28 protein-coding genes and 1 tRNA gene are annotated in these 25,908 nt (G+C 66.7%); 18 read left to right on the top strand and 11 right to left on the bottom strand.

The annotated features are described in order from the left end of the window. Positions 1 to 69 precede the first annotated feature (69 nt). Positions 70 to 795 carry a hypothetical protein gene (locus tag PV773_RS12215; RefSeq protein WP_347966594.1) on the top strand — a complete coding sequence of 242 codons (726 nt, stop codon included), beginning with the start codon at positions 70 to 72 and terminating at the stop codon, positions 793 to 795. Between the two features lie 30 nt (positions 796 to 825). Here PV773_RS12215 and PV773_RS12210 read toward each other — a convergent pair whose 3' ends face one another. Further along, positions 826 to 1,029 (bottom strand): DUF3126 family protein, encoded by a 204-nt coding sequence (locus PV773_RS12210; RefSeq protein WP_067961526.1) that lies wholly within the window; start codon positions 1,027 to 1,029, stop codon positions 826 to 828. Positions 1,030 to 1,156: 127 nt separating this feature from the next. Next, entirely contained in the window at positions 1,157 to 2,005 is an 849-nt protein-coding gene (gene cysE, locus PV773_RS12205) for a serine O-acetyltransferase (RefSeq protein WP_340037503.1), read from the bottom strand. Positions 2,006 to 2,159: 154 nt separating this feature from the next. On the opposite strand from cysE, the gene PV773_RS12200 reads away from it, so the two are divergent. Beyond that, positions 2,160 to 2,942: an enoyl-CoA hydratase-related protein gene (locus tag PV773_RS12200; protein WP_347966593.1), complete on the top strand. Its 783-nt coding sequence runs from the start codon at positions 2,160 to 2,162 to the stop codon at positions 2,940 to 2,942. 4 nt (positions 2,943 to 2,946) lie between these two features. Then, complete coding sequence (locus PV773_RS12195) at positions 2,947 to 3,537, top strand: hypothetical protein (RefSeq protein ID WP_347966592.1); 591 nt, start codon at positions 2,947 to 2,949, stop codon at positions 3,535 to 3,537. Between the two features lie 2 nt (positions 3,538 to 3,539). Here the strand turns inward: PV773_RS12195 and PV773_RS12190 are convergent, their stop codons facing one another. From PV773_RS12190 to PV773_RS12180, 3 genes are all read right to left on the bottom strand, one after another. Further along, positions 3,540 to 4,310, bottom strand: coding sequence for an alpha/beta hydrolase (locus PV773_RS12190; protein WP_347966707.1), 771 nt, complete (start codon positions 4,308 to 4,310; stop codon positions 3,540 to 3,542). 21 nt (positions 4,311 to 4,331) lie between these two features. Beyond that, a complete protein-coding gene (locus PV773_RS12185) occupies positions 4,332 to 4,853 on the bottom strand; it encodes a DUF192 domain-containing protein (protein WP_347966591.1) in 522 nt (173 codons plus the stop codon). A 67-nt stretch (positions 4,854 to 4,920) separates the two neighbouring features. Further along, the gene (locus PV773_RS12180; protein ID WP_347966590.1) at positions 4,921 to 5,490 is read right to left on the bottom strand and encodes a cold-shock protein; all 570 of its coding nucleotides are present in this window, start codon (positions 5,488 to 5,490) and stop codon (positions 4,921 to 4,923) included. Between the two features lie 246 nt (positions 5,491 to 5,736). On the opposite strand from PV773_RS12180, the gene PV773_RS12175 reads away from it, so the two are divergent. Next, positions 5,737 to 6,174 carry a VOC family protein gene (locus PV773_RS12175; RefSeq protein ID WP_347966589.1) on the top strand — a complete coding sequence of 146 codons (438 nt, stop codon included), beginning with the start codon at positions 5,737 to 5,739 and terminating at the stop codon, positions 6,172 to 6,174. A gap of 46 nt (positions 6,175 to 6,220) precedes the next feature. Here the strand turns inward: PV773_RS12175 and PV773_RS12170 are convergent, their stop codons facing one another. Next, a complete protein-coding gene (locus tag PV773_RS12170) occupies positions 6,221 to 6,763 on the bottom strand; it encodes a DUF1697 domain-containing protein (RefSeq protein WP_347966588.1) in 543 nt (180 codons plus the stop codon). Continuing rightward, complete coding sequence (gene ilvA / locus PV773_RS12165; protein ID WP_347966587.1) at positions 6,760 to 8,016, bottom strand: threonine ammonia-lyase IlvA; 1,257 nt, start codon at positions 8,014 to 8,016, stop codon at positions 6,760 to 6,762. Before ilvA ends, PV773_RS12170 begins: the two co-directional genes overlap by 4 nt. Before the next feature lie 145 nt (positions 8,017 to 8,161). Here ilvA and PV773_RS12160 point away from each other — a divergent pair, with 145 nt between their 5' ends. After that, entirely contained in the window at positions 8,162 to 9,619 is a 1,458-nt protein-coding gene (locus tag PV773_RS12160) for a TrkH family potassium uptake protein (protein WP_347966586.1), read from the top strand. Between the two features lie 179 nt (positions 9,620 to 9,798). Next, positions 9,799 to 10,881, top strand: a complete 1,083-nt coding sequence (locus PV773_RS12155) for an alpha/beta hydrolase (RefSeq protein ID WP_347966585.1) — start codon at positions 9,799 to 9,801, stop codon at positions 10,879 to 10,881. A gap of 112 nt (positions 10,882 to 10,993) precedes the next feature. Here PV773_RS12155 and ade read toward each other — a convergent pair whose 3' ends face one another. Next, positions 10,994 to 12,805, bottom strand: a complete 1,812-nt coding sequence (ade, locus tag PV773_RS12150) for an adenine deaminase (RefSeq protein WP_347966584.1) — start codon at positions 12,803 to 12,805, stop codon at positions 10,994 to 10,996. A 126-nt stretch (positions 12,806 to 12,931) separates the two neighbouring features. On the opposite strand from ade, the gene PV773_RS12145 reads away from it, so the two are divergent. From PV773_RS12145 to PV773_RS12115, 7 genes are all read left to right on the top strand, one after another. Then, positions 12,932 to 14,776: a sensor histidine kinase gene (locus tag PV773_RS12145; RefSeq protein WP_347966583.1), complete on the top strand. Its 1,845-nt coding sequence runs from the start codon at positions 12,932 to 12,934 to the stop codon at positions 14,774 to 14,776. Then, on the top strand, positions 14,773 to 16,131 hold the full coding sequence (locus tag PV773_RS12140) for a sigma-54 dependent transcriptional regulator (protein ID WP_347966582.1): 1,359 nt from the start codon (positions 14,773 to 14,775) through the stop codon (positions 16,129 to 16,131). The genes PV773_RS12145 and PV773_RS12140 overlap by 4 nt, the downstream gene beginning before the upstream one ends. Before the next feature lie 214 nt (positions 16,132 to 16,345). Beyond that, positions 16,346 to 17,323 (top strand): tripartite tricarboxylate transporter substrate-binding protein, encoded by a 978-nt coding sequence (locus PV773_RS12135; protein WP_347966581.1) that lies wholly within the window; start codon positions 16,346 to 16,348, stop codon positions 17,321 to 17,323. A 265-nt stretch (positions 17,324 to 17,588) separates the two neighbouring features. Continuing rightward, positions 17,589 to 18,050 (top strand): tripartite tricarboxylate transporter TctB family protein, encoded by a 462-nt coding sequence (locus tag PV773_RS12130; protein ID WP_347966580.1) that lies wholly within the window; start codon positions 17,589 to 17,591, stop codon positions 18,048 to 18,050. A 13-nt stretch (positions 18,051 to 18,063) separates the two neighbouring features. After that, positions 18,064 to 19,575: a tripartite tricarboxylate transporter permease gene (locus PV773_RS12125; protein WP_347966579.1), complete on the top strand. Its 1,512-nt coding sequence runs from the start codon at positions 18,064 to 18,066 to the stop codon at positions 19,573 to 19,575. Positions 19,576 to 19,749: 174 nt separating this feature from the next. Continuing rightward, entirely contained in the window at positions 19,750 to 20,067 is a 318-nt protein-coding gene (locus PV773_RS12120; protein ID WP_347966578.1) for a hypothetical protein, read from the top strand. A 109-nt stretch (positions 20,068 to 20,176) separates the two neighbouring features. Further along, a tRNA-Leu gene (locus tag PV773_RS12115) sits at positions 20,177 to 20,261 on the top strand. A gap of 88 nt (positions 20,262 to 20,349) precedes the next feature. Here the strand turns inward: PV773_RS12115 and PV773_RS12110 are convergent. Then, positions 20,350 to 20,919: an NUDIX domain-containing protein gene (locus PV773_RS12110; RefSeq protein WP_347966577.1), complete on the bottom strand. Its 570-nt coding sequence runs from the start codon at positions 20,917 to 20,919 to the stop codon at positions 20,350 to 20,352. Between the two features lie 257 nt (positions 20,920 to 21,176). Here PV773_RS12110 and PV773_RS12105 point away from each other — a divergent pair, with 257 nt between their 5' ends. Continuing rightward, entirely contained in the window at positions 21,177 to 21,299 is a 123-nt protein-coding gene (locus tag PV773_RS12105; RefSeq protein WP_347966576.1) for a hypothetical protein, read from the top strand. Positions 21,300 to 21,400: 101 nt separating this feature from the next. After that, positions 21,401 to 21,640: a DUF2188 domain-containing protein gene (locus PV773_RS12100; RefSeq protein WP_347966706.1), complete on the top strand. Its 240-nt coding sequence runs from the start codon at positions 21,401 to 21,403 to the stop codon at positions 21,638 to 21,640. A gap of 50 nt (positions 21,641 to 21,690) precedes the next feature. On the opposite strand, the gene PV773_RS12095 is transcribed toward PV773_RS12100, so the two are convergent. Continuing rightward, the gene (locus PV773_RS12095) at positions 21,691 to 22,656 is read right to left on the bottom strand and encodes an alpha/beta fold hydrolase (protein ID WP_347966575.1); all 966 of its coding nucleotides are present in this window, start codon (positions 22,654 to 22,656) and stop codon (positions 21,691 to 21,693) included. A gap of 124 nt (positions 22,657 to 22,780) precedes the next feature. Further along, positions 22,781 to 23,410 (bottom strand): NAD(P)H:quinone oxidoreductase type IV, encoded by a 630-nt coding sequence (gene wrbA, locus PV773_RS12090; protein WP_347966574.1) that lies wholly within the window; start codon positions 23,408 to 23,410, stop codon positions 22,781 to 22,783. Between the two features lie 178 nt (positions 23,411 to 23,588). On the opposite strand from wrbA, the gene PV773_RS12085 reads away from it, so the two are divergent. The 3 genes from PV773_RS12085 (at position 23,589) to gpt (ending at position 25,877) form a co-directional block, all read left to right on the top strand. Continuing rightward, positions 23,589 to 24,329 (top strand): competence/damage-inducible protein A, encoded by a 741-nt coding sequence (locus PV773_RS12085; protein ID WP_347966573.1) that lies wholly within the window; start codon positions 23,589 to 23,591, stop codon positions 24,327 to 24,329. 95 nt (positions 24,330 to 24,424) lie between these two features. Next, positions 24,425 to 25,264 carry a universal stress protein gene (locus PV773_RS12080; RefSeq protein WP_347966572.1) on the top strand — a complete coding sequence of 280 codons (840 nt, stop codon included), beginning with the start codon at positions 24,425 to 24,427 and terminating at the stop codon, positions 25,262 to 25,264. 115 nt (positions 25,265 to 25,379) lie between these two features. After that, the gene (gene gpt / locus PV773_RS12075; protein ID WP_347966571.1) at positions 25,380 to 25,877 is read left to right on the top strand and encodes a xanthine phosphoribosyltransferase; all 498 of its coding nucleotides are present in this window, start codon (positions 25,380 to 25,382) and stop codon (positions 25,875 to 25,877) included. The last annotated feature ends 31 nt before the right edge of the window (positions 25,878 to 25,908 follow it).

The following is a 25,908-nucleotide window of genomic DNA, read 5'->3' as shown; positions in this document are numbered from 1 at the left end:
GTTCGCAGGCGCAAGCCCTGCATCGGCCGATCGGCCGGCAGGCGCAGGCAGCCGATCCTGGAGACATCGATGAACCAGCAGGCGATGAACGACCCGGATTTCGAGGTCGTCGATTCCGCGCCGATGATGAAGATCTTCTGCGCGCTTGCGGTGCTGGCGCTGCTGTCGCTGGCGATCAGCGCCGCCGGCCGCTGGTACGGCCACGCGATCGAGATGGGGGGCCACAGCGACGATACGACGATGCGCACCGTCCTGGTCGGCGGCGAGGCGATCGCCGCCCCGGCCAACATGATCCGCTTCGACAAGGCACGCCGCGATGGCCCGGCGAGCCGGCTCGACCTCTATCTGCGCTGGCCCGAGATGGACGGCTACAGCACTGCCGCCCGCAATGCCTTCAACAATGCGGGTGGCCGCAAGCGCATCATCTTCGTCGGCTTCGAGCCGCGCATGATGGCTCGCGACATGAGCGGACGGCTTGGGCCGATCTACGACGCCCTCACCGTCAAGCCCGGCGTACCGGGCCCGGACGGCATGACGCTGTTCGGCTTCTCGGGAACGTCCGGCTATCTCAACGAGGTGCTGGCGGTCGCGGCCCGCCCGGGTGAGCCTGCCTTCGTGGCCCGCTGCCTCGGCGGCGCTGCCGCCGAGGAATCGCTTGCGCCTTGCGAGCGCGACGTGTTCGTCGGCAAGGATCTCAGCCTGACCTACAGGTTCCCGCGGGAACTGCTGGGTGAATGGCGCGCGCTCGATGCTGCGGTGCTGGCGACAGCGAACGCGATGCTCGTCGCCAGGTGACTGCCGCGCGACAGGTCGCGCGGCCTTCGATCAGCCCAGGTCGACGTCGAGGATCGCCATCGAGAAATTGTAGTCGCCGTCGTCCTCGTCCTTGAAAACGATGCCGAGGAATTCGTCGCCGATATAGACCTCGGCCGAATCGTCCTTGCGCGGGCGAGCCTTGACCTGGAGGTTCGGGTTCTGGAACTGGCGCTTGAAATAAGCGTCGAGCTTTCGGATTTCTTCCGGCTTCAACTGGCTTCTCCGGCTTGTAGTTTGAGAGAGGCGCTTCTGGCACGCCCGGCATGACGATGTAAAGGCAAGGAGCCGCCCCGGCCGCGCAATTCACGTGTTCTGCGCAGCCAGGACGCGCCGGCGATCATCAGATGTCGAAGGTGACGACGTGGTCCATGCTCTGCGACGGCAGCAACTGGTCCATCTGGCTCGACGGACGGTCGCAGCCGGTCTCGCCGACAACGCGCGCGGGCACGCCGGCAACCGTCTTGTTGTGCGGCACGGGCGACAGCACCACCGAACCGGCAGCGATCTTGGCGCAATGGCCGATCTCGATGTTGCCGAGGATCTTGGCGCCGGCGCCGATCAGCACGCCGTAGCGCACCTTGGGGTGGCGGTCGCCGCCGGCCTTGCCGGTGCCGCCCAGCGTCACCCCGTGCAGGATCGACACGTCGTCCTCGATGACGGCCGTCTCGCCGACGACGAGCCCCGTCGCATGGTCGATGAAGATGCCCTTGCCCATGCGTGCGGCCGGGTTGATATCGGTCTGGAACACCGACGACGAGCGGCTCTGCAGGTAGAGCGCGAAATCCTTGCGGCCGCGGTTCCAGAGCCAGTGCGCCAGCCGGTGCGTCTGGATGGCGTGGAAGCCCTTGAAATAGAGCACTGGCATCAGGTAGCGGTCGCAGGCGGGGTCGCGGTCGTAATAGGCCTGGATGTCGGTGCGGATGATGTCGCTCCACTCCTGCCTGTCCTCGAGCATGGCATAGAAGGTCTGGCGCAGCAGGTCGGCGCCGAGGTCCTGGTGCGCCAGCCGCTCGGCCAGGCGGTGGATCACCGCCTCCTCCAGCGTGTCCTGGTTGAGGATCGTCGCATAGAGGAATGCCGCAAGCAGCGGGTCGCGCGCCACCGCGTCGGCAGCTTCGTCGCGCACCGACTGCCAGATCGGGTCCAGCGGCTTCAGCGCGCCGTGGCGCGCAGCGGTTATGGTGTTCATCGACGGTCTCCGTTCACAGTCGGCTTGTGCATTCCCGCGCCGGACATATAAGCCACATGCTAACATGATTGAACTCAATTTTCCTTAGCGGAGGATCAGCACGTTTCGTTGGTGCGGCCGCTGCAGGATTTGGTTCACGGATATTCGAGGCATCATGGAAAGCGAGCCCATCAGGGTCACGACCAGCGACGGCATGGCGACCATCGTCATCAACCGCCCGGCGCGCAAGAACGCCGTCACTCAGGCCATGTGGGCAGAGCTGGCCGCGACCGTGAACGGGCTCTCGGGCGATCCCGAAGCCAGGGTGATCGTGCTGCGCGGCGCCGGCCAGGATTTTTCCGCAGGCGCCGACATCGCCGAATTCAACACGCTGCGCGGCTCGCCCGACAGCGCCCGCATCTACGAAGCCGGCAATTCGGCGGCCTTCGCCTCGCTCCGCAACTGTTCCGTGCCAGTGATCGCGGCGATCCGCGGCATCTGCTTCGGCGGCGGCTTCGGCCTGGCGGCGGCCTGCGACCTGCGCCTTGCCACGGCCGACGCCGTGTTCGCCGTGCCCGCGGCCCGACTCGGCCTCGCTTATCCGCAGGACGCGATGGGCGACATCGTCTCGGCAGCCGGCCCGCAGATGGCGCGCTATCTCACCTATACCGCCGCCCGCATCGGTGCGCCGGCAGCCCTTGCCGCCGGCTTCCTGCTCGAGATTGTCGAAGCCGCCGAATTCGACGCCCGCGTCGAGGAGATCGCCCGGGGCATCGCCCGCAACGCGCCGCTGTCGGTCAGGGCGTCCAAGGCCGCCATCCGCGCCGCCCTGAGCCACGATCCGGAGGAGGCAGCCCTCGCCCGGTCGCTCGGCGACGCCACCTTCCCGAGCGAAGACTATGCCGAAGGCCGCGCCGCGTTCCACGCGCGGCGCACGCCGCATTTCAAGGGGTGCTGACGCCATGCCGATCCTAGACGCCACGACAAAGGCGGAACTGACGACGCTCTACGAGGCGGCGGACCGGCACTACCACGGCCTCCGCCACATCGAGGCCCTGCTCAAGCTGCTCGACGAGCACCGCCAGGCCTTCGCCGATCCCGAGGCGGTCGAGGCGGCGATCTGGTTCCACGACGCCATCTACGACAGCCGCCGCAAGGACAACGAGCCGGCAAGTGCCGCACTCGCCGCAGACCGGCTGCGCGGCCATGTCGACGACACGCGCCTTGCCCGCATCGTCGCCATGATCGAGGCAACCGCGGCGCATCAGGTGCCGGAATTCGGGGACGGGGCCGCGCAAGAGGACGCGGCCCTGTTCCTGGACATGGACCTGTCGATCCTCGGCGCGCGCCCTGAGGCCTTCGACGCCTACGAGGCCGCCGTCAGGCGCGAATATGGCTGGGTCAGCGAGGCGGACTGGCGCGCCGGGCGGGGTGTCGTGCTGCGAAACTTCCTCGCCCGCCCGCGCATCTTCCACACCGACATCTTTGCCCGGCTCTTCGAGGCACGGGCACGGGCGAACATGCAGCGGTCGCTCGCGGTCCTGGAGGCCTGAACTCAGAGCGGATGCTCGGCGTAGAACTCCAGCACCCTCTTCTTGAAGGTGCGGTCGCCGACGGCGAGCATGTGGTCGCGAGCTTCGATGTCGAAGCTGACCGCATTGGGCATCAGCGCCGCCAGCTCGGCGGCCGAACCGCCGATGTCGTCAGTGGTGCCGACCGCAACCAGCGTAGGCTGGGTGATGCGGGACATGTCGGCCTCGGTCAAAAGCTCGCGCGAGGTGGCGATGCAGGCGGCCAGCGCCCGCTTGTCACTGCGGGTCTGGTCGGCAAAGGCGCGGAACGATTTTCCGCGGCGATGCGTGATGGATTCGGGGTCTTCCGCCAGCAATGCGTCGGCGATCGGGTCCCAGTCGCCGACGCCGTCGACCATGCCGATGCCGAGGCCGCCGAACACCAGCGTCGCCACCCTTTCCGGCGCGGCGAGCGCCAGGAACGCCGAGACGCGCGCGCCCATCGAATAGCCCATGACATGGGCGCGCTCGATGCCGAGATGGTCGAGCAGCGCCACTGCGTCGCTCGCCATCTTCGAGGGCGTGTAGTCGGCCTCGTCATAGCTCTTCGACGACAGGCCATGGCCGCGATTGTCGAACGCGATCGCCCGGTAGCCCGCTTCCGTAAGCGTCTTGAACCAGCCGGGCGACACCCAGTTGACGAAATGGCTCGAGGCGAAGCCGTGGATCATCAGCACCGGCGCGCCGCTTCCCGCCGCCACCGGCGGCTGGTCGAGAAACGCCAGGTCGAAGCCTTCGTGCGAGAAATGATCCACAGCCATGTCGATCCCTGCCGCCTATCCCGGATTGGCCGCGCCGGACTCGGCGATGACACGGTGCTTCAACTGGTCGCCATCCTTGATGCCGGCCTTCTCGGCCGTGCCGGCCTTGAGCTCCAGCACGAAGCGCACCGGCTCGTCGGGCGCGATGACCGCCTCGGAGAAAGGCTCGCCCTGCTGGATGTCGCGCACCTTGCCGTCCTCGCCGATGAACAGAAGGTCCAGCGGCAGCGGCGTGTTCTTCATCCAGAATCCGACCGGCTGGGTCTGGTCGAAGACGAACAGCATGCCCTGGTCGTCGGCGAGATCCTTGCGGAACATCAGCCCCATCGAACGTTCCGCCGGCTCGTCGGCCACTTCGATGCGGAACGAAACGTCGCCCTTGGCCGTCACCGCGACCAGCGGATCGGGGTCCTGCGGCAGTGCCATCGGCTGGCTCTCCGCCAGTCCCGGCGATGTCCAGGTGAGCGACAGCGCGACCACCGCCGCAGCGGTCGCGGCGCCGATCGCGCCAGCCAGCAAAAATCTACGTCTGTTCATGAGTTCCCCCGCCCGGCCGCATGCGGCCGGCAATCCGAGCCCTGCCTTCGACCGCGCGCTGAACCGCTCAGTGCGCGACCGGCAGGGTCCCTAGATCGGGGTGAATTTCGGCAGCCATAAGGCCTTTGTCGCCTTTGCCGTAGCGAACGAGGACCACCTGTCCGGGCCGCAGTTCGGTGACGCCATAGCGGCGCAGCGTCTCCATGTGGACGAATATGTCCTCGGTGCCGTCGCCGCGGGTCAGGAAGCCGAAGCCCTTGGTGCGGTTGAACCACTTCACCAGGGCGCGCTCGAGCCCGCTCTCGGCGGTCACCGCCACATGCGTGCGCTGCTCCTGCATCTCTGCCGGGTGGACCGCTGTGGAGGTGTCCATGGAGAGGACGCGGAAGGCCTGCAGGCCACGGTCGCCCTGCTTGGCGAGGCACACCACGCGGGCGCCCTCCAACGCTGTCTGGAAGCCGTCGCGGCGCAGGCAGGTCACATGCAGCAGCACGTCGCTGGTGGCACCCCGGTCGGGAAGGATGAAGCCGTAGCCCTTGGCCACGTCGAACCACTTGATGGCGCCGGAAACCTCGACGAGACCCACATTGTCGGTGCCGTCATCCGCGAAAGCATCCCGACCAGTGTTGTCATGCATCAAGAGAGAGGCCTTTTCCCCCATCAGAACGCCCCCTTTCCTTGCAAACGCCGCTACTGATTCTTGACGTAAGATTAACACTTCCGCTTTGGACATGCGCAAGGGCCGGCCAGCCATTTTTCAACTTCGTCCCGAGAATAGAGAGGCCCGCCTGAACTTCGGCGCACAAAAGTCGCAGGCCGGCTTGCCGAGCCCGGCGGGCCCGCCCTATGTATCGGCACGCTCCCGAACAGTTGAGGAACCGAGATGCGCTATCTGCACACAATGGTCCGCGTCGCCGACGTCGACGCTTCCCTGGATTTCTACTGCAACAAGCTCGGGCTGAAGGAAGTCCGCCGCCACACCAACGAAAAGGGCCGCTACACGCTGATCTTCCTCGCCGCGCCCGGCGACGCGCCGGCCGCCGACCAGCGGGCGCCGCTGGTGGAACTCACCTACAACTGGGATCCGGAAGACTACAAGGGCGGCCGCAATTTCGGCCATCTCGCCTACGAGGTCGACGACATCTACGCCACCTGCCAGAACCTGATGGACAAGGGCGTCGTCATCAACCGCCCGCCCCGCGACGGCAACATGGCCTTCATCAAGTCGCCCGACGGCATCTCCATCGAGCTTTTGCAGAAGGGCAGCCCGAAGGCACCGGCCGAGCCGTGGCTGTCGATGCCCAACACCGGCTCCTGGTAAGCGCTCCGCCCGCCGGGCAGGCCAGATTGACCGACCGAAGGGCGCCTCAGGCGCCCTTCGCCATTTCAACCAGCGCAAGCACGGTGCGCCAGTTGCGCGCCGTCGCCGGCACCTTGAGCACGCGCGGCAAAACCTCGGCGAACTTCGACTTGCCGAGACCGTCCGGCGCGTGCAGGTAGAGCACGTCGCCGATCACCTCGAACCGCTCCGCCCCGGTGCAGCGCTCGGCCACCGGCCCGATCTCCGCCGCCGTCGGTTCGCGCTCCAGCACATAGGCGTGCAGCCTGGTTGGGTCGCCCGCCACCTCCGGATAGGGATTTTTCGCGACGGTATTTTCGAACCAGGCGGCATCGCGCACCATGATGCGCGAGCCGAAACCCCAGCGCGCCTCGAAGGCAGCCTCTATCCTCTTGCAAAGCGCTGCCGCGTCGCCCTCGCCCGCGGCGGTGAAGACGACGTTGCCGCTCTGGATGTAAGTCGCGACGTCGCCAAATCCCTGGTCCCCGAAGAAGGCCCGGAGCTCCGCCATCTTCACGATGCGGTTACCGCCGACATTGATGCCGGAAAACAGCGCCACATACACGGTCATATGATGAAGCCGCCGAGCGTCTCGTTGTCGGTGATGTCGTGATATTGCACGCCCTCGACGTCGAAGCGCGCCTTGAGCAGGTCGAAGTTGCGGCGGTCCTTGGTCTCGATGCCGATCAGCACCGAGCCGAAGTTGCGGGCCGACTTCTTGAGATATTCGAAGCGGGTGATGTCGTCGTCGGGCCCGAGGAGTTCGAGGAAGTCGCGCAGCGCGCCCGGCCGCTGGGGGAAGCGGATCACGAAATACTTTTTCAGCCCCTCGAAGCGCAGCGCCCGTTCCTTGACGTCGGGCAGCCGCTCGAAGTCGAAGTTGCCGCCCGACACCACGGCCACCACGGTCTTGCCCTTCAGATCCTTCTTGGAGAAATCCTTGAGCGCGTCGATGGCGAGCGCGCCGGCAGGCTCCAGCACGACGCCCTCGACATTGAGCATCTCCACCATCGTGGCGCAGAGCCGGTTCTCCGGCACCAGCCGGACGGCGTCGGCGGGGAAGTCCTTGAGGTGGCGCAGCGGCTCGCGCCCGATCTCGGCCACGGCTGCGCCATCGACGAAATTGTCGACCTTGGCGAGCTTGACCCGCTTGCCGGTGGCAAGGCTGTCCCTCAGGCTCGGCGCCCCCGCCGGCTCGCAGAACACGAAGCGCGGGGCATCGCCCGTCTCGCCGAGATAACGCGTCACCCCCGCCGCCAGGCCGCCGCCGCCGACCGGCAGCAGCACCAGGTCGGGCGACTTGCCCCCGGGCATCTGCGCCGCGATTTCCAATGCCACCGTCGCCTGGCCTTCGATGATGTCCTTGTGGTCGAAGGGCGGCACCATGTGGCCGCCGGAATGGTCGGCGAATTCGAGCGCGGCGCGATAGCAGTCGTCGAAGAAGTCCCCCACCAGCCTGATCTCGACGAACTCGCCGCCGAACAGCTTGGTCTTGTCGATCTTCTGCTGCGGCGTTGTCACCGGCATGAACACCACGCCCTTCTTGCCGAAGTGCCGGCAGACGAAGGCGAAGCCCTGGGCATGGTTGCCCGCCGAGGCGCAGACGAACAGTTCGGCATGGTTGCCGGCCGCCAGCGCCTTGCGGAAGAAGTTGAACGCCCCCCTGATCTTGTACGAGCGCACCGGGGTCAGGTCTTCGCGCTTGAGCAGCACGCGCGCACCGGTCTTGCGCGACAGATAGTCGTTCAGCTGCAGCGGCGTTTCGGGGAAAAGCTGCCTTGTTGCCTTGGCCGCCAGAGCAACCCTTTCGGCAAAGCTGGTCATGGCGACGGCACTCCTGGATTCGGCCGGGCAAATGCTGTGGCCCGCATGGATGGGCTATTGCATATTCGACGGCGGGAAGCCACTGTCCGGCGCCCGCCGCAAGGTCCAGCCGTCGCGCCGCGATCAAAACTGGGGACACGTCACGGTGAACAGAATTGCCGTCCGCGCCGCGATCCACGTGGCCGCGGTCTTTGCCATCTATCTCTCGGTCGCAATGCTCATACCGGCTGCCGTCGACCTGTTCTACGGCAACGACGACTGGCGCTCCTTCGCCTTCACGGCCATGTTCATGGGCGCCCTGGCGCTGGCGGTCGCGCTGGCCACCCAGGGCCACAAGCCGCCGGCCAACACGCGCTTCGGCTTCCTGCTCGTCAATTTCCTGTGGCTGACGCTGGCCATCGCGGGCGCCGTTCCGTTCATGACGTCGTCGCTGCAGCTCAGCGTCACCGACGCCTTCTTCGAATCGGTGTCCGGCATCACCACCACCGGCTCCACCGTCATCAACGGCCTCGACAACGCCCCGCCCGGCGTCCTCATCTGGCGGTCCCTGCTCAACTTCATGGGCGGCCTCGGCGTCATCGCGCTCGGCCTGTTCCTGCTGCCGTTCCTCAACATCGGCGGCGTGTCCTACTTCAAGATCGAATCCTCCGACATCGAGGAGCGCCCGTTCGAGCGTTTCCAGACCTTCGCCGTCAGCCTCATCGGCATCTACACCGCGCTCGTCACCGCCTGCGCCATCGCCTATGCAGCGGCCGGCATGGAAGCCTTCGACGCCATCAACCACGCCATGTCGACGCTCGCCACCGGCGGCATGGCCACCAGCGACACCTCCTTCATCCGCTATGCAGGCCAGCCCGCGATCCTGTGGGTCGGCACCATCTTCATGTTCGTGGGCAGCCTGCCCTTCTCGATCATGATCCTGTTCGCCGTGCGCGGCCGGCTCGACGCGCTGCGCGACCCGCAGATCAGGGTCTTCGCCGGCTATTGCATCGTCTTCGCCGTCTCGGTCGCGGTCTATCTCAGCCTCAGGACCGGCATGCCGTTCCTGACCGCGCTGACCCACACCGCCTTCAACTTCATGTCGGTGATCTCGACCACGGGCTTCGCCAGCGACGACTACACTCTCTGGGGACCGTTCGCGGTCGCCTGCATCTTCGTCGCCACCTTCATGGGCGGCTGCTCGGGGTCGACCACCGGCGGCATCAAGGCCTATCGCTTCCTCATCCTGTTCGAGCTGCTCGCCAACGGCCTGCGCCGGCTCATCTACCCCAACTCGGTGACGCCGGTGCGCTATGGCGACCGCATCGTCGATGCCGACATGCAGCGCGCGGTCGTGCTGTTCATTGCTTCCTTCTTCGTGCTCTGGGCGATCGGCACGATCCTGATGGCCGCCACGGGCCTCGACCTCGTCACCTCCATGACCGGCGTGCTGACGGCGCTGACCAATGTCGGCCCCGGCCTCGGGCCGATCATCGGGCCGGTCGGCAATTTCTCGTCCCTGCCGGATGCCGCGAAGTGGATCTCGTCGGCCGCCATGCTGCTCGGGCGTCTCGAAATACTAGCCGTGCTGGTGGTCTTCACGCCAACTTTCTGGGGTCGCTAACTTCGTGAACAGGATCTGAGAAGTCTCTGTTTCCACCGCAGTTTTGGCATTCGGGCAACACCCTGCGCGCAATTGCCCCGGCGGCGGTCCTTTTCGGCTGGACCGGACTTACTTCCGCCACTATCAGCCGCTCGGGAAGAAGCTACCCTGCACGTACTGCCCGTCAGCGAGATTACGAAGTGTTGCCGTCCAAGTTCATCATAGTCGCCGCCGCCCTCTTCCTGTCCGGTTGCATCAGCCAGCCTTCGGGCGAACTGTTGACGGGTTCGGTCGTCAACGTCCCGGTCACCGAGATAGCCGGCAACCATGCCATTTTCATCGCCTCGACGCGCGAGCGCGCCGCCGACGACAAGCAGGTCTTCGACCGCGGCCGTTCGGCGATGCTCAACTTCGCGCGCGTCAACGTCACAGTGCCGAAGATCCACAAGGTCGGTCAGATCGAGCTGCGCAAGAGCGGCAAGGAGGCAGATCCGAGCAAGTACTTCACCGCCACCGACGCGGTCACCTTCGAGACGCAGCCGGAATTTTCCAAGGCGCTCAGCTCCGACATCGCCGCGCGCGGCGGTCGCGCCATGGTCTTCGTGCACGGCTACAACACCTCCTTCGACGCCGGCGTCTACCGCGCCACCCAGATCGCGCAGGATTCGGGCTACACCGGCACGCCGGTGCTGTTCTCCTGGGCTTCGGGCGGCAGCACGACCGACTATGTCTACGACAAGGAGAGCGCCTCGGCCGCCCGTGACCAGCTCGAGGCCACGCTGCGCATGCTCGCCCAGTCGGGTGCGCGCCGCATCGACATCGTCGCCCATTCGATGGGCACCTGGGTCACCATGGAGGCGCTGCGCCAGCTGGCGCTCACCGGCGACCGCGACCTCGGCGGCAAGCTCGGCGACGTGGTGCTGGCCTCGCCCGACATCGACGTCGACGTGTTCAAGAGCCAGATGCGCCGCTACGGCAAGCCGACCAAGCCGTTCTTCCTGATGCTGTCGGACGACGACCGGGCGCTCAAGCTGTCAGGCCTGATCGCCGGCTCCAAGCCGCGCCTCGGCGACTACAAGAACGCGGCCGACCTCGCCGAGTACGGCGTCATCGTCGTCGACCTGTCGAACACCAAGAGCGGCGACGCTTTCAACCACACCAAGTTCGCCGACAACCCCGAGATGGTGAAGCTGCTCGGCCAGCGCCTGCGCACCGACGACGGCTTCGCCAGCGACCGCGACGTCACCGACCGGCTCCGCCTGCTCGAAGGCGGGTTGATGTAGCCTCAACGCGGGCGACGCCCTCCTGGGCTGCTGCCGCTTGTTGGTCCCCATAGGCGTGGGCCATTGCCCTCGCCTTTGATCCCTCCCCGCGAGGGGGGAGGAAACTGGGCATTCAGACGAACAGGTCTACCTTCTCGAATTTCGTCACGTCGACCAGCCCGACGTCCGAGATGCGCAGTTCCGGAATGACCACCAGCGCCAGCAGCGAGTGCTGCATATAGGCGTTGTTGAGGCTGCAGCCCATGTCGCGCATCGCCTGCACCAGCCTGTCGGCCTTGGCTGCGACGATCTCGGCGCGCTCGTCCGACATCAGCCCGGCGATCGGCATCTCGACCAGAGCCAGTTCCTTGCCCTCGGAGAACAGCACCACGCCGCCGCCGACTTCGCCCAGCCGGTTGGCGGCCAACGCCATGTCGGCCTTGTTGGTGCCGACCACGATCATGTGATGGCTGTCATGCGCCACCGTCGAGGCCATGGCACAGTCCTTCATGTAGCCGAAGCCGGAGACGAAGGCATTGGTCACCTGGCCGGTCGCCCTGTGGCGCTCGACCAGCGCGATCTGGCAGACGTCGTTGCGCCGGTCCATGCTCACGAGCCCGTTCTCGACCGAAAGGTCCGCCTCCAGCGCCCGCGTCGGCGCCTGGTTCTCGATCACGCCGATGACGCGCACGCGGACTTCGTTTGCGCCCTCCGGCGCCCTGATGTCGAAGTCGCCGCCGGCGAGTTTCCTGCCGAGCTTGACCGTGTTCTTCGCGGCAGCTGGATAGGCATAGGCGGGAATGTCGATCTCCAGCCTGCCGGCTTTGGCCACGCGCACGCCGCGGGCGAACACCTCGTCGATCCTGAGTTCGGCGAGGTCCGAGACGATCAGGAAGTCGGCCAGCCTGCCGGGCGCGATCGAGCCGATCTCGCGCTCCAGGCGGAAGTGCTGGGCGGTGTTGATCGTCGCCATCTGGATCGCCGTCACCGGCTTCAGGCCCTGCTGGATGGCGTGCCGGACCACCCGGTCCATGTGGCCGTCATGCACCAGCGTTCCGGAGTGGCTGTCGTCGGTGCAGAGGATGAAGTTGCGCGGATCGATGCCCATTTCCGTGACGGCCTTGATCTGGCTGGCAACGTCGTACCAGGCGGAGCCCAGCCTGAGCATCGCCTTCATGCCCTGGCGGACGCGCGCGATCGCGTCCTCGGCGCGCGTGCCCTCATGGTCGTCTTCCGGTCCGCCGGCGACGTAGCCGTGGAACGGCAGGCCGAGATCGGGCGAGGCATAATGGCCGCCAACCGTCTTGCCGGCGCGCACGGTGGCGGCGATCTCGCCCGACATAACCGGGTTGTTGGCGGCGACGCCCGGGAAATTCATCACCTCGCCGAGGCCGATGATGTTCTCCCAACCCATTGCCTCGGCGACGTCCTCGACGGTGAGCACGGCACCCGCATTCTCCAGCCCCGGCGCCGAAGGCACGCAGGACGGCATCTGCACATGCACGTTGATCGGCATCGCCAACGCCTCGTCGTGCATCAGCCGCACGCCCTCCAGGCCCAGCACGTTGGCGATCTCGTGCGGATCGACGAACATCGAGGTGGTGCCGTGCGGGATGACCGCGCGCGAGAACTCGGTCACCGTCACCATGCCGCTCTCGACATGCATGTGCGCGTCGCACAGGCCGGGCACGAGATAGCGGCCGCCGGCGTCGACCACCTTGGTGCCCTCGCCGATGGCGTGGCTGGCATCGGGCCCGCAATAGGCGAAGCGGCCGGCGGTGATTGCAAGATCGGTGCCGGCGATGATTTCGCCCGAATGCACGTTCACCCAGCGGCCGTTGCGGATGACGAGGTCGGCCGGCTTGCGGCCCATGGCGACATCGACCAGTTGCGGCGCGGATTCCGTCCACGGTCGGGGTTGGGCAAATCGTGCGGTCTTCGGCATTTAAGGGATTCCTCTGGACTTTCGTCCCGACTGTAGCGAAAGCCGCACGGGATAACAGGGGCTTGGTTGTCTGCACCGGCATCGCCGCTATACTTCGGGCCCCGACAATGGGTTTGCGCCGCGCCTATGCCGAAATTCCTCAGAGGTCGCCGCTGGATCCTCCCCGGCCTTGCCTTGGCCGCGCTGGCGCTGGCGATCGTGGTTGTCGGCGGCGGGCTCGCCAGGCGCATGTACATGGACGAGACCGCAGCGCGCGGCGAGACGACGCTTCGCCTTGCGGTTGCGGCGCTTGCCGGCAACATGAGCCGGTTCGAGCCCCTGCCCGAGCTCATCGCCGACAATGACGACATCAAGGATCTCGTCAGCGATCCGGATAACACCCAGCTACGCGCGCGCGCCAACGACTATCTCAAGGAAATCAATGCGCTGCTCAAATCTTCGGATATCTACATCCTGACCCCCGGCGGCGACACCATCGCCTCCAGCAACTATGACCAGCCGATCAGCTTCGTCGGCGAGAACTTCTCCTATCGTCCCTATTACCAGGATGCGATCCGCGGCAATCTCGGGCGCTTCTTCGCCCTCGGCACGACGTCCTTGAAGCGCGGCTACTACTTCTCCTCCCCCATCCGGGTCGGCAGGGAGATTCGCGGCGTGGTCGTCTTCAAGGTCGACATCGACGGCATCGAGGCGTCCTGGAAGGGCGGCGAGCACCAGATCATCGTCACCGACCCCGAGGGCATCATCTTCATGACCGGGCGGCCGGAATGGCTTTATGCCGGCGTCCTGCCGCTGACGCCCGAACGGCTGGCGCGCACCGAAGCCTCGCGGCGCTACGCCGACGAGATGCTGCGCGAATTGCCCGTCACTCAAACGGTTTCCGAAACCGGCCATCCGCTGATGACGATCGACGAGGGCGGCCGGTGGCGCGAATTCATCGAACTCGCAGAGGCGATGCCGCTGGAAGGCTGGACTGTGCGGGTGCTCGCCGACACCGCCTCTGCCAAGGCCCAGGCGCTGACCGCCGTCATCTCCGCCCTGCTCGCGCTCAGCCTCGCCACGCTCGGCGGCGCCGTGATCCTGCAGCGCCGCGCCCGTCTCGCCGAGCGCCTGCAGCTGCAGCAGAGCGCCCAGGTCGAGCTGGAACGGCGCGTCGAGGAGCGCACCTCCGACCTGGCGCTGGTCAACAGCCGCCTCGAGACCGAGGTCGCCGAGCGCCGCGCCGCCGAACAGCAGCTGCGCCAGACCCAGGCCGACCTCATCCAGGCCGGCAAGCTCGCCGCGCTCGGCCAGATGTCGGCTGCGCTCTCGCACGAATTCAACCAGCCGCTCGCGGCGGTGAAGACCTATGCCGACAATGCCGCCGTGCTGATCGACCGCGCCCGCATGGAGGAGGCGCGCGACAACGTCTCGCGCATTTCCAGCCTCGCCGACCGCATGGCCTCCATCAGCCGGCATCTCAGGAACTTCGCACGCAAGCCCAACCAGAAGCTCGGCCCCGTCAGTCTCGACGAGGTGATGCTCGACACCCAGGAGATCGTCGCCTGGCGGCTCAAGGCCGCCGACGCCACACTCTCGGTCGATCTCGGCCCGGTGCCGCTGGCGGTCAGGGCAGGTTCCGTGCGCCTGCAGCAGGTTCTGGTCAACATCATCACCAATGCCGCCGACGCCGCCGAAGGCCGCCCCGACCGCCGCATCGAACTCACGGCCCGCCGCAATGGCGGCAAGGTCGCCATTGCCATCCGCGACCACGGGCCGGGCGTGCCCGCGGCGGTGGCCGACCGTATCTTCGATCCGTTCTTCTCGACCAAGGGCGTCGGCAAGGGCCTTGGATTGGGCCTTTCGATTTCCTACAACATCGTCAAGGACTTCAGGGGGAGTCTTGGCGTAGTGAATCACCCGGAAGGCGGAGCCTTGTTCACCATCGAGCTCGACGCGGCACGGCCGGCCGTCCGCGAGGCGGCGGAATGAAGCCGCCCGTCGTTCTGCTCGTCGAGGACGAGGACGAGTTGCGCCGCTCGACCGCGCAGTCGCTCGACCTTGCCGGCTTCGCCGTGCAGGACAGCGCGTCCGCCGAGCGCGCGCTCGACTTCATCACCCAGGGCTTCAACGGCGTGGTCATCTCCGACATCCGCATGCCGGGCATGGACGGGATGACGCTGCTGGGCCGCATCCGCGAGATCGACGCCGACATCCCGGTCATCCTGTTCACCGGCCACGGCGACGTGCAGCTCGCCGTCCGCGCCATGCGCGAAGGCGCCTATGATTTCGTCGAGAAGCCCTTCGCCACCCAGCACCTGGTCGAAATGGCGGCGCGCGCCATCGACCGTCGCAAGCTGGTGCTCGAGAACCGCGAGCTGCGCGCCGTCGCCGGCAAGCGCGACGACATCGAGGCCCGCCTGCCCGGCCGCAGCCAGGTCATGATCGACCTGCGCTACAAGCTGCGCGCCGTCGCCGCCACCGATGCCGACGTACTGGTCATCGGCGACACCGGCACCGGCAAGGAAGTGGCGGCGCGCGCGCTGCACGACATCAGCGGCCGCGCGACAAAACCCTTCGTCGCCATCAACTGCGCCGCCCTGCCCGCGACCCTCATCGAAAGCGAGCTCTTCGGCCACGAGGCCGGCGCCTTTCCCGGCGCCCTGCGCCCGCGCTACGGCAAGTTCGAGCATGCGCGCGGCGGAACCGTCCTGCTCGACGAGATCGGCTCCATGCCGGCCGACCTGCAGGCCAAGCTGCTGCGGGTCATCCAGGAACGGGTCATCACCCGCCTCGGCTCCAACGAGGCCATCCCGCTCGACGTGCGCTTCATCGCCACCAGCAAGGCCGATCTCGACGCCGAAGCCGGCGCGGGCCGCTTCCGGGCCGACCTGCTCTACCGCCTGAACGTGGTCACGCTGCGCATGCCCGACCTGGCGACCCGCCGCGAGGACGTGCCGCTGCTGTTCCTGCAGCTGGTGCGGGAGGCGGCGGCGCGCTACCGGCGCGACGACGTCGAGGTGCCGGCACAGGTCGTGGCAGACGTCGCCCGCCGCGACTGGCCGGGCAATGTGCGCGAACTGCGCAACGCGGCCGACCGCTTCGTCCTCGGCCTCGGGCTCCAGCAGCCCGCGGAAGCCGAAACCAACGGCGCGGCCGAGAAACTCGCCGACCGTGTCGCCGAATTCGAGAAGAAGGCCATCTCGGCTGCCCTCCTCGCCCATGGCGGCAGCCTCAAGCCGGTCTACGAGACGCTCGGAATCTCGCGCAAGACGCTCTACGAGAAGATGCAGCGCTATGGCCTCGACAAGAATCGCATCGGCGGCATCGAGGGCTCCGACAGCTAGCGCGGCTGCGATGTGTGGAATTCCACACATGCCCGGAAGCCGATGTTACCGTTTCCACCCATCGCGGATGCCCGAGCCTCATTTTTGCTGCCGGCAAGCCGCCCGGCGCGTTGCGGAACGCGGCTTGTCCTCGCCCTAATCGCTCATCCACTGCTGGCGCCGGGAGGATCTGCGGCGCGGGTGGAGGTCACGAACAAGCCCCTGGGAGGATTCCGTGAAGAAACTTTTCGCCACGCTGGCGACTGCCGCCGCCGTTGCCATTTTCCCGCTCGCCGCCGACGCGCAGACCTATCCCGAGCGCACCATCACCGTGGTGGTGCCGTTCTCGGCCGGCGGCCCGACCGACACGGTCACCCGCCTCGTCGCCGAATCGATGTCCAAGGATCTCGGCCAGCAGGTCATCGTCGAGAATGTCGGCGGTGCCGGCGGCACTTTGGGCGCCGGCCGCGTCGCCTCGGCCGATCCGGACGGCTACACGCTGCTGCTCCACCACATCGGCATGGCCACCAGCGCTTCGCTCTACCGCAAGCTCGCCTACGACCCGCTGAACGCCTTCGAATATGTCGGCCTCGTCACCGAGGTGCCGATGACCATCGTCGCCCGCAAGGACCTCGAGGCAACCGACCTCAAGGACCTGGTCGAATACGCCAAGGCCAACAAGGACACCGTCACCGTCGCCAATGCCGGCATCGGCGCTGCCTCGCATCTCTGCGGCATGCTGTTCATGAGCGCCATCGGCACGCCGCTGGTCACCGTCCCCTACAAGGGCACCGGCCCGGCCATGACCGACCTGCTCGGCGGCCAGGTCGACATCATGTGCGACCAGACCACCAACACCACCAAGCAGATCCAGGGCGGCACCATCAAGGCCTACGCCGTGACCTCGCCGGCCCGCCTCGACGTCCTGAAGGACGTTCCGACCACCAAGGAAGGCGGCCTGGACGGCATGGAAGTCGGCATCTGGCACGGCCTCTACGCTCCCAAGGGCACGCCGGCCGAGTTGACCGAGCGCCTGTCCAAGTCGCTGCAGGCGGCGCTGAAGGACCCGAACGTCGTCGCCCGTTTCGCTGAGCTCGGCACCACGCCGTCGCCCGAAGCCGATGCTACCCCGGCTGCGCTGAAGGCCAAGCTCGAAAGCGAAATCGCCCGCTGGAAGCCGATCATCGAGGCCGCCGGCCAGTACGCCGACTGAGGCGAAAGGCAGTTGCGGATTGGTGCCGCCGCTGATTTCCAGCGGCGCTGCCCCTCCGGTCCTGAAAATTATCGAAGGGCCGGCACCTTCTCTCCGTCTGCGGGGAGAAGGTAGACTGCCGCACTCCACTGCGTCGACGTCGCCAACTATGCGTGGTTCCCGATGCCAAATCCCTTCTCCCCGCCTGCGGGGAGAAGGTGCCGGCAGGCGATGAGGGGCGGTGCTTCGCTCAATTGATCCAGCCATCCAAGGAGGCGGTCATCCCATGAACAAGCTTTCCATCGACCCCACCAATGGCGCCTGCGGTGCGCTGCTCACCGCCGCCGGCGCCTTCTTCGCCTACCAGGCACTCGGCCTGGAACTGGGCACCTCGCTGCGCATGGGCCCCGGCTACTTCCCGCTGGCGCTGGCTCTGGTGCTGGTCGTCCTCGGCCTCGTCATCGTCATCCAGGCGACACGCGTCGCCGGCGAGCCGATCGGCCCGATCGCCTGGCGCGGCATGGCCTTCATCCTGCCGGCGCCGATCTTCTTCGGGCTCACCGTGCGCGGCCTCGGCTTCGTGCCGGCGCTGTTCGTCACCTGCCTGATCGCCGCCTTCGCCTCGTCGCGCATGAAACCGCTCGCCGCGCTGGCGCTCGCCTTCGCCGTCACGGTCTTCTCGGTGGCGGTGTTCAGCTACGCGCTCGGCCTGCCGTTCCAGCGCTTCGGCCCCTGGCTGCCGTTCTGAGGAGGACATTCAAATGGAACTCTTCAGCAACCTCGCACTCGGCTTCGCCACCGCGTCCACGATCTACAACCTCGGCTTCTGCCTGATCGGCGTGCTGCTCGGCACGCTCATCGGCGTGCTGCCCGGCATCGGCGCCACGGCGACCATTGCCATGCTGTTGCCGATCACCTTCCAGATCGGCGACCCGGTGTCGTCGCTGATCATGCTCGCCGGCATCTACTACGGCGCGCAATATGGCGGCTCGACCACGGCCATCCTCATCAACATGCCCGGCGAATCCTCGTCCGCCGTCACCGCCATCGACGGCTACCAGATGGCCCGCAAGGGCCGCGCCGGCGCGGCGCTCGCCATCGCCGCCATCGGCTCCTTCTTCGCCGGCACTGTGTCCACCTTCCTGGTCGCCATCTTCGCCCCGCCGCTCACCGCGATCGCGCTGCAGTTCGGCGCGGCCGAATATTTCTCCCTGATGGTGGTGGGCCTCGTCTCATCCATCGCGCTCGCCCACGGCTCCATCGTCAAGGCGCTGGCCATGGTCGTGCTCGGCCTGCTGCTCGGCCTCGTCGGCACCGACATCTACACCGGCACGCCGCGCTTCACCCTCGGCATCCGCGAATACGCCGACGGGCTCAACTTCGTCGCGGTTGCCGTCGGCGTCTTCGGCATCGCCGAGATCCTGCGCAACCTCGAAAGCGAAAAGACCCGCGAGGTGCTGATGGCCAAGGTGTCGGGCCTGATGCCGACGCGCGACGACTTCAAGCGCATGGCAGCGCCGATCCTGCGCGGCACGGCGATCGGCTCGGCGCTCGGCATCTTGCCCGGCGGCGGCGCCATCCTAGCGGCCTTTGCCTCCTACACGGTGGAAAAGCGCCTGTCAGACCGCCCGCAGGAGTTCGGCAAGGGTGCGATTGCCGGGGTCGCCGGCCCGGAATCGGCCAACAATGCCGGCGCGCAGACCTCGTTCATCCCGATGCTGACGCTCGGCATCCCGGCCAACCCGGTCATGGCGCTGATGATCGGCGCGATGATCATCCAGGGCATCGTGCCCGGCCCCAACGTCGCCACCGAGCAGCCAGCGCTGTTCTGGGGCATCATCGCCTCGATGTGGATCGGCAACCTGATGCTGATCGTGCTCAACCTGCCGCTGATCGGGCTGTGGGTGAAGCTGCTGACGGTACCCTACTACGTGCTGTTCCCGATCATCATGGCGTTCTGCGCCATCGGCGTCTACAGCGTCAATTCCAACGTCTTCGACCTCTATGCCGTCGCCTTCTTCGGCCTGGTCGGCTATGCGCTGGTCAAGCTGCGCTGCGAGCCGGCGCCGCTGCTGCTCGGCTTCGTGCTCGGGCCGCTGCTCGAGGAAAACCTGCGCCGCGCCATGATCCTGTCGCGCGGCGACCCCACCACCTTCGTCACGCGGCCGATCAGCGCGCTGCTGCTCGCGATCGCGGCCGCCGTGCTGGTGGTGGTGCTTTTGCCGGCGGTGCGCAAGAAGCGCGACGAGGTCTTCGTCGAGGAAGACGCCTGAGGGCGATCGCATCTTTCAACTGCAACCAACGGGCGGATCTTCCGCCCGTTGACTTTTTCGGGCGCAAGGATTGCCGCGGCATGGTTCGTCCTGCTTCGGCGGCATGAAGCGGCCGAATGGCCAGGCAAGGCCGCGCCGGTTCCAATCCCGGCACGGTCTTGCTAGGCTGCCCGGATGCAGACGAAAGCACTCGCTCTCGCCCTCGCCCTGGTCTCGGGTTGTGCCACGCAGCCAGGCAAAGGCCCCGCAGATGCCTCGAAATACGGCGCGCTGTCCTGTTCGGAACTCAACAACGAGATCGGCGACATTTCGAAGAGCATTTCGGCCACCGCGAAAAGTCGAGGACGTGTCGCCGCCTGGAACGTGCCGTTCTGGGCTCCGGGCGGGGCCAAGGCCATAGAGCTCATCCAGGACAGGCAGACGGCGAAAATCGAACGGCTCCAGGCCGAGCAGGCCGCGATCGACGCCACCCGCAGGCGGAGCTGCAATTAGACGAGGCCCTCCCAGCTTCGGCGGCGACACAAATCCGCGCTCCGGAAACAGCGCCAACCGCCTGCCGGCACTTGCAATATCGCCCGGCTGCTTTACCAGTTCCGCCCAGGCGGACGTGGCGGAACTGGTAGACGCAAGGGACTTAAAATCCCTCAGCCTCGGCTATGCGGGTTCGATCCCCGCCGTCCGCACCACTTCCTGCGGGTTGCAGGGCGCCCCTTTTCGCGGCTTGAAATTCGACCGTTCGCCCGGCGCGCCGCCATTCGCCGACCGGTTGCACAATCAGCGCCGCGCACCTTCGCCGCCTTCGCGCGCGGCGAGGTGCTGCAGCAGCACGATCGTCTTCAGGTCGCAGATCTCGCCCGAGCGGAGCTTGGCGAGCGCCTCGGCGAAGGTCATTTCGACGACCTCGATGTCCTCGTGCTCGGTCGCCACCCCACCACCATCCGACACCTTGTCGCCAGCACCATAGGTGGCCAGGAACAGCGCGATCCGCTCGGTGTTGGCGCCCGGGCTGACATAGGCCGTCGTCACATGCGTGCAATTGCCGATGCGGTAGCCCAGTTCCTCCTCGGCCTCGCGGATGGCCGCCGCCTCCGGCGCGTCCAGGTCGAGCTTGCCGGCGCATACGGTCAGCACCCAGGCGTCGGCCCCGGCGCAATACTGGTTGACCAGCAGCACGGTGCGGCGCTCGGCGTCGAACGGCAGCACCGCCGCCGCGTCGCCGCTGGTGAAGACCTCGCGGACCAAGGTCGCGCTGCCGCCGTCGAACCTGTCGACCTCCAGCACGCGGCGCTCGAGCCTTGCCCAGCCCTGGTGCAGCATGCGGGTTTCGACAATCCTGCTCTTCATGGTCTTCTCGCCGATCCGTTCCGTGGCCGTTTGAGGTGGGGCAGGATAGTCGCCCGCCCGGTGCCGCGAGGTCAAACCCGGGTCCACCGGACCACTGATGTTTCCGCCCGATTGCAGGTGGACACGGTTCCGAAACAAATCCGCGCTGTTGCTAAAATATCACTTGCCGGCGTTTTCGATTCGGCAAAACGTCCTTCCGAAATTGCAGATTGTTACATGGTGAAATACAACTTCACCGCGTGGAAGTAAGAGGGGATATGCGTATGCAGTACAACTGGGAACGTGCGCCGTACTTCTGGGAAAGACACCGCACCGCCTGCTACGGTGTCGCAGCCGCGCTCTGCAGCGCCTGGGTGATCCTGTCCATCGTGCCTCTCTGAGGCGAAGGACGGCCCTGCCCCGCCGCATTTCGGCGGCGTCCGTGCAACCAATCGCCCCCGTCGACGTTTGAGCGGCCATGACCGCCAATCGAGGATCGACGATGGCCAAGCTCCTCTACGAAATCGTCCAGCACGACGGCGGCTGGGCGTACAAGGTCGGCGAGACCTATTCCGAGACGTTCCCCAGCCACGAGGATGCCCTGCGCGCCGCCGAAACCGCTGCTGCCGAGCAGCGGGTGGCAGGCGCCACCGACGGCATCCAATTTGAAGACGCCGAGGGCCGCTGGCATGACGAGGTCGCCCGCGGCGACGACCGGCCGGACACGGAGGTCTCCGACTAGCCTGGCCAGCGGTCAGGATAGGTGAGCGCGCGTGGCGGCAGTTCACTGCCTCAGGCAAAGGCCCGCGCGGCGATGCGGCGAATGAAGTCGGCGACCCGGCGCGGCTCGATGAATTGCGGCATGTGGCCAAGCCCCTCGACCAGTTCGAGATCGAGATTGCCGATGCGGCCGACCAGCGGCTCCCCGTTCAGCCTGTAGTCGAGCACGCGGTCGGCCTTGCCGAAAAGCACGCCGACCGGCATGGCAATCTCCTCGTAACGCGCCTCGACGGCGCCGAGATCGTGCTCGATCGCCACGAGGTCCGAGGAGGTCGCGTAGATGTGGCTCGGGCGCAGGCCGGCCAGTCCGCCGCCGGCGATGCCGTAGTCCTTGGTCGGTGCCTGCGGCCCGAACACGAAGGCGAGCGTCTGCGCCGCATATCTGAGCGACGTCGGCACCCACAGCGTCTGCGCCAGGGTGGACCTGAGCAGGGGCGAGCGCACATAAAGCGACCGGAATTCGGGCCGCACCTCGTCTTCGAGGTGGGTCAGCGGCGCAAGCAGCGCCAGGCCGGAGATTGCCTCCGGGTGCCGCAGCGCCAGCGTCAGCGCGACCGCGCCGCCCAGCGAATGGCCGACGACCAGCGGCTTCTCCAGCCCCAGCGCGTCGATGAAGCGGCGCAGCAGTTCCGCCTGCTCGGTCAGCCTTCCGGTAAAGCCGGACGGCCGCGCCGAATAGCCCGAGCCAGGGCGGTCGAGGGCGACGAGCCGGTAGTCCTTGCCGAGTTCGGCAAACAGCGTGCCGCGGAAATGATGCGACTGCCCGCCCAAGCCGTGGACGAACAGGATCGGCCTGCCCTCGCCCTGCTCGAAATAGTGGATGCGATGCTCGCCGAGGTCGAGGAACTTGCCCGAGGCAGGCACCGCCCGCTCGGCCTCGCCGGCAATGCGCCGGGTCGCGAGCACGAAGTAGCCGCCGGCGAAGGCGGCGGCGAGCACCGCGGCCGTGCCGAGCCAGAACAGAAAGGAGGCGACCACCAGAAGCTCTCCGCCGAAGACCGGCCGTCAGCTTAGCGCCGGGCGCCGCCCCGGCAAGGCCCGCCCAAATGCAAAACGGGCGGCCTTCCGGCCGCCCGTTCGAAGATGCCGTCGGTTGAGAAGCCTATGCGGCTTCCTGCGCCGATTTGCTGCCCTTGCCGTGCAGGCGCATGGTGATCTCGGCCACGCGCTTGCCCTGGAAGTGGGCGCCCTCGAGCTCCTGCGCCGAGGGCTGGCGCGACCCGTCGCCGTCCGAGGTGGTGGTCATGCCGTAGGGGGCGCCGCCGCGAACCACGTCGTTGCCCATCTGGCCCTGGTAGGCATAGGACAGCGGCACGATGACCATGCCATGGTGCTGCAGGTGGATCTGGGCGTTGATCAGCGCGAGTTCGGCGCCGCCGTGCTGGGTGGCGGTCGAAACCATCACCGAACCGACCTTGTCGAGCAGCGCGCCCTTGGCCCAGAGCGGGCCGGTCTGGTCGAGGAAGTTCTTCATCTGCGAGGCCATGGTGCCGTAGCGGGTGGCGGTGCCGATGATGATGCCGTCATAGTCGGCCAGTTCGAGCGGCTCGGCGATCGGCGCTTCCTGGTCGAGCTTGTAGTAGGCGGCCTTGGCGACGGCTTCGGGCACCAATTCGGGAACGCGCTTGATGGTCACGTCGGCGCCGGCGGCACGCGCGCCTTCGGCGGCAGCCTTGGCCATCTGCTCCATGTGGCCCCAGCTCGAATAGTAGAGAACAAGAATCTTAGCCATTTCATCTCTCCAGCAGGAAATCTCGTTGCGCCGTCTCGGGGCGGCGATGGCCAAGATGTAATGCAAAGCCCGTTCAGCGAAAGCGCCCCCAACCGTGACGCATCGTTCACAGATCGGCGACTATTGCCGCCTCGCGCTGCGGGCTGTATCTGACGTGGGCCCCAACGGAGCGCGCGAAATGACCGATATCGTCACCGCAGCAATGATCGTCATCGGCGACGAGATCCTGTCCGGCCGCACCAAGGACAAGAACATCGGCCACCTCGCCGACATGATGACCGCCGTCGGCATCGACCTCAGGCAAGTGCGCGTCGTCCCCGACGAGGAGGACGAGATCGTCGCCGCCGTCAACGCGCTCAGGGAGCGCTACGACTACGTCTTCACCACCGGCGGCATCGGCCCGACGCATGACGACATCACCGCCGACTCCGTCTCCAAGGCGTTCGGCGTGCCCTGCGAATACGAGCCGCGCGCCTTTGCCATGCTGGAGGCCAACTACGCCTCGCGCGGCATGGAGTTCTCCGAGGCGCGCAAGCGCATGGCGCGGATGCCGCGCGGCGCCGACCTCATCCTGAACCCGGTTTCCGTCGCCCCCGGCTTCCGCATCGGCAACGTCCATGTCATGGCGGGCGTCCCGTCGATCTTCCAGGCGATGCTCGACAACGTCGTGCCCACGCTCAGGACCGGCACCCGGCTGCTCTCCACCACCATCCCCTGCCCCTATGGCGAAGGCACGATCGGCGGACCGCTGGCCGAGATACAGAAGGCGCATCCCGACACCATCATCGGCTCCTACCCGAAATATCTCGACGGCAAGTTCTGGACCGAACTCGTCGTCCGCTCGCGCTCGCAAGAAGCAATGGAGCGCGCCAGTAGCGCCATCGAGGCAATGCTGTCGGAAATCGCGAAAGCGGCGTAGTATTGGGTTGACGTCGATCAACCCGGAACAACAGCGGGCACGATACTGTTTCTTTGTCGAACCAGGCTCTTGAGGTTCAAGCAAAGGAGGTTGCCATGCCGTTCAAGACCATCGTCGCCATCATCCAGAGCGAGCGCGACGTCGCTCGCGTGCTGGACGTGGCAATCCCCTTCGCCGAGCGCCACGAAAGCCACCTGATCGGCGTCCATGCCGAGGCGTTGGCGATGCCCTACACCACGGCGGTGGGCTTTCCGGACACGGAATTCATCCAGGCCAACGCGGAGCTGTGCAAGGAGCGGGCCGAGAAGATCGAACGGGCCTACCTCGCCCGCATGGAGCCGGCGGGGCTGTCCTACGAATGGCGCAGCTTCGAGAGCTTTTCCGGCGACAGCGCCCTGTCGGGGGTCGAGAGCGCCCGCTGCGCCGATCTCGTGATGGTCTCGCAGGGCTCCGCCGAAATAAAGGACTCGATCGCCGCCGACATCGATTCCCTGATCTACGAGGCCGGCCGGCCGGTGCTCGTCGTCCCGCATTCGGGACCGCTCATCTCGACCTTCAACCGCCTGGTCGTCGCCTGGAACGGAAGTCGCGAGGCAGCGCGCGCCGCATTCGACGCCCTCCCCTTCGTCATCGAGGCCAACCACACCGAGATCCTCGTGGTGGACCCCTCGGACACCGACGTCCGCAGCAAGGATTCGGCCGGAGCCGAGATGGCGGCGGCCTTCTCCCGCCACGGCGCCAAGGTGTCGGTCAGCCTGCAGGAATCCCGCGGCCACTCGGTCGACGCCGTCATCCACGACAAGGTCGTCGAGAGCGGCGCCGACCTCCTGGTGATGGGCGCCTACAGCCATTCGTGGCTGCGCGAGTTCCTGTTCGGCGGCATCACGCGCAGCGTGCTGCAGGCCGGCGACGTGGCGGTCCTGCTTTCACGCTGACGTTTCCCTCGATTTTGCACGGGCCCCGCTTGCCAAGAGCGGGGCTTTCCGGCTAATTCCGCCTGCATTCCCCAGTTTTCGCGCGCGTTTGGCGCGCCATCAGGAGTGCGCGTCGATGTCCCTTCCCGAAAAAGCCTTTCCCGTATCCTGGGACCAGTTCCACCGCGACGCCCGCGCGCTCGCCTGGCGGCTGTCCGGCGTCAACGGCGAGTGGAAGGCGATCGTCTGCATCACCCGCGGCGGCCTGGTGCCGGCGGCGATCATCTCGCGCGAGCTCGGCATCCGCGTGATCGAGAGCGTGTGCGTGGCCTCCTACCATGATTATGACTCGCAGGGTCAGCTCCACGTGCTCAAGGAAATCACCCCCAGCCTGCTCGAGGGCGAAGGCGAAGGCATCCTGATCGTCGACGACCTGACCGACACCGGCAAGACCGCGGCCATCGTGCGCGCCATGATGCCCAAGGCGCATTTCGCCACCGTCTATGCCAAGCCCAAGGGCCGGCCGCTGGTCGACACCTTCGTCACCGAGGTGTCGCAGGACACCTGGATCTACTTCCCCTGGGACATGGGCTTTACCTATCAGAAGCCGATCGCGGACGATCACAAGGGTTGATCGCCCGTTTTTCGGGTCTCCCCCGACATTC

The sequence above is a fragment of the Mesorhizobium sp. CC13 genome, assembly GCF_039907765.1.
Lineage (GTDB): Bacteria > Pseudomonadota > Alphaproteobacteria > Rhizobiales > Rhizobiaceae > Aminobacter.
The sequence above is the reverse complement of the archived record's forward strand: the minus strand, read 5'-3'. Positions and strand labels throughout refer to the sequence as shown.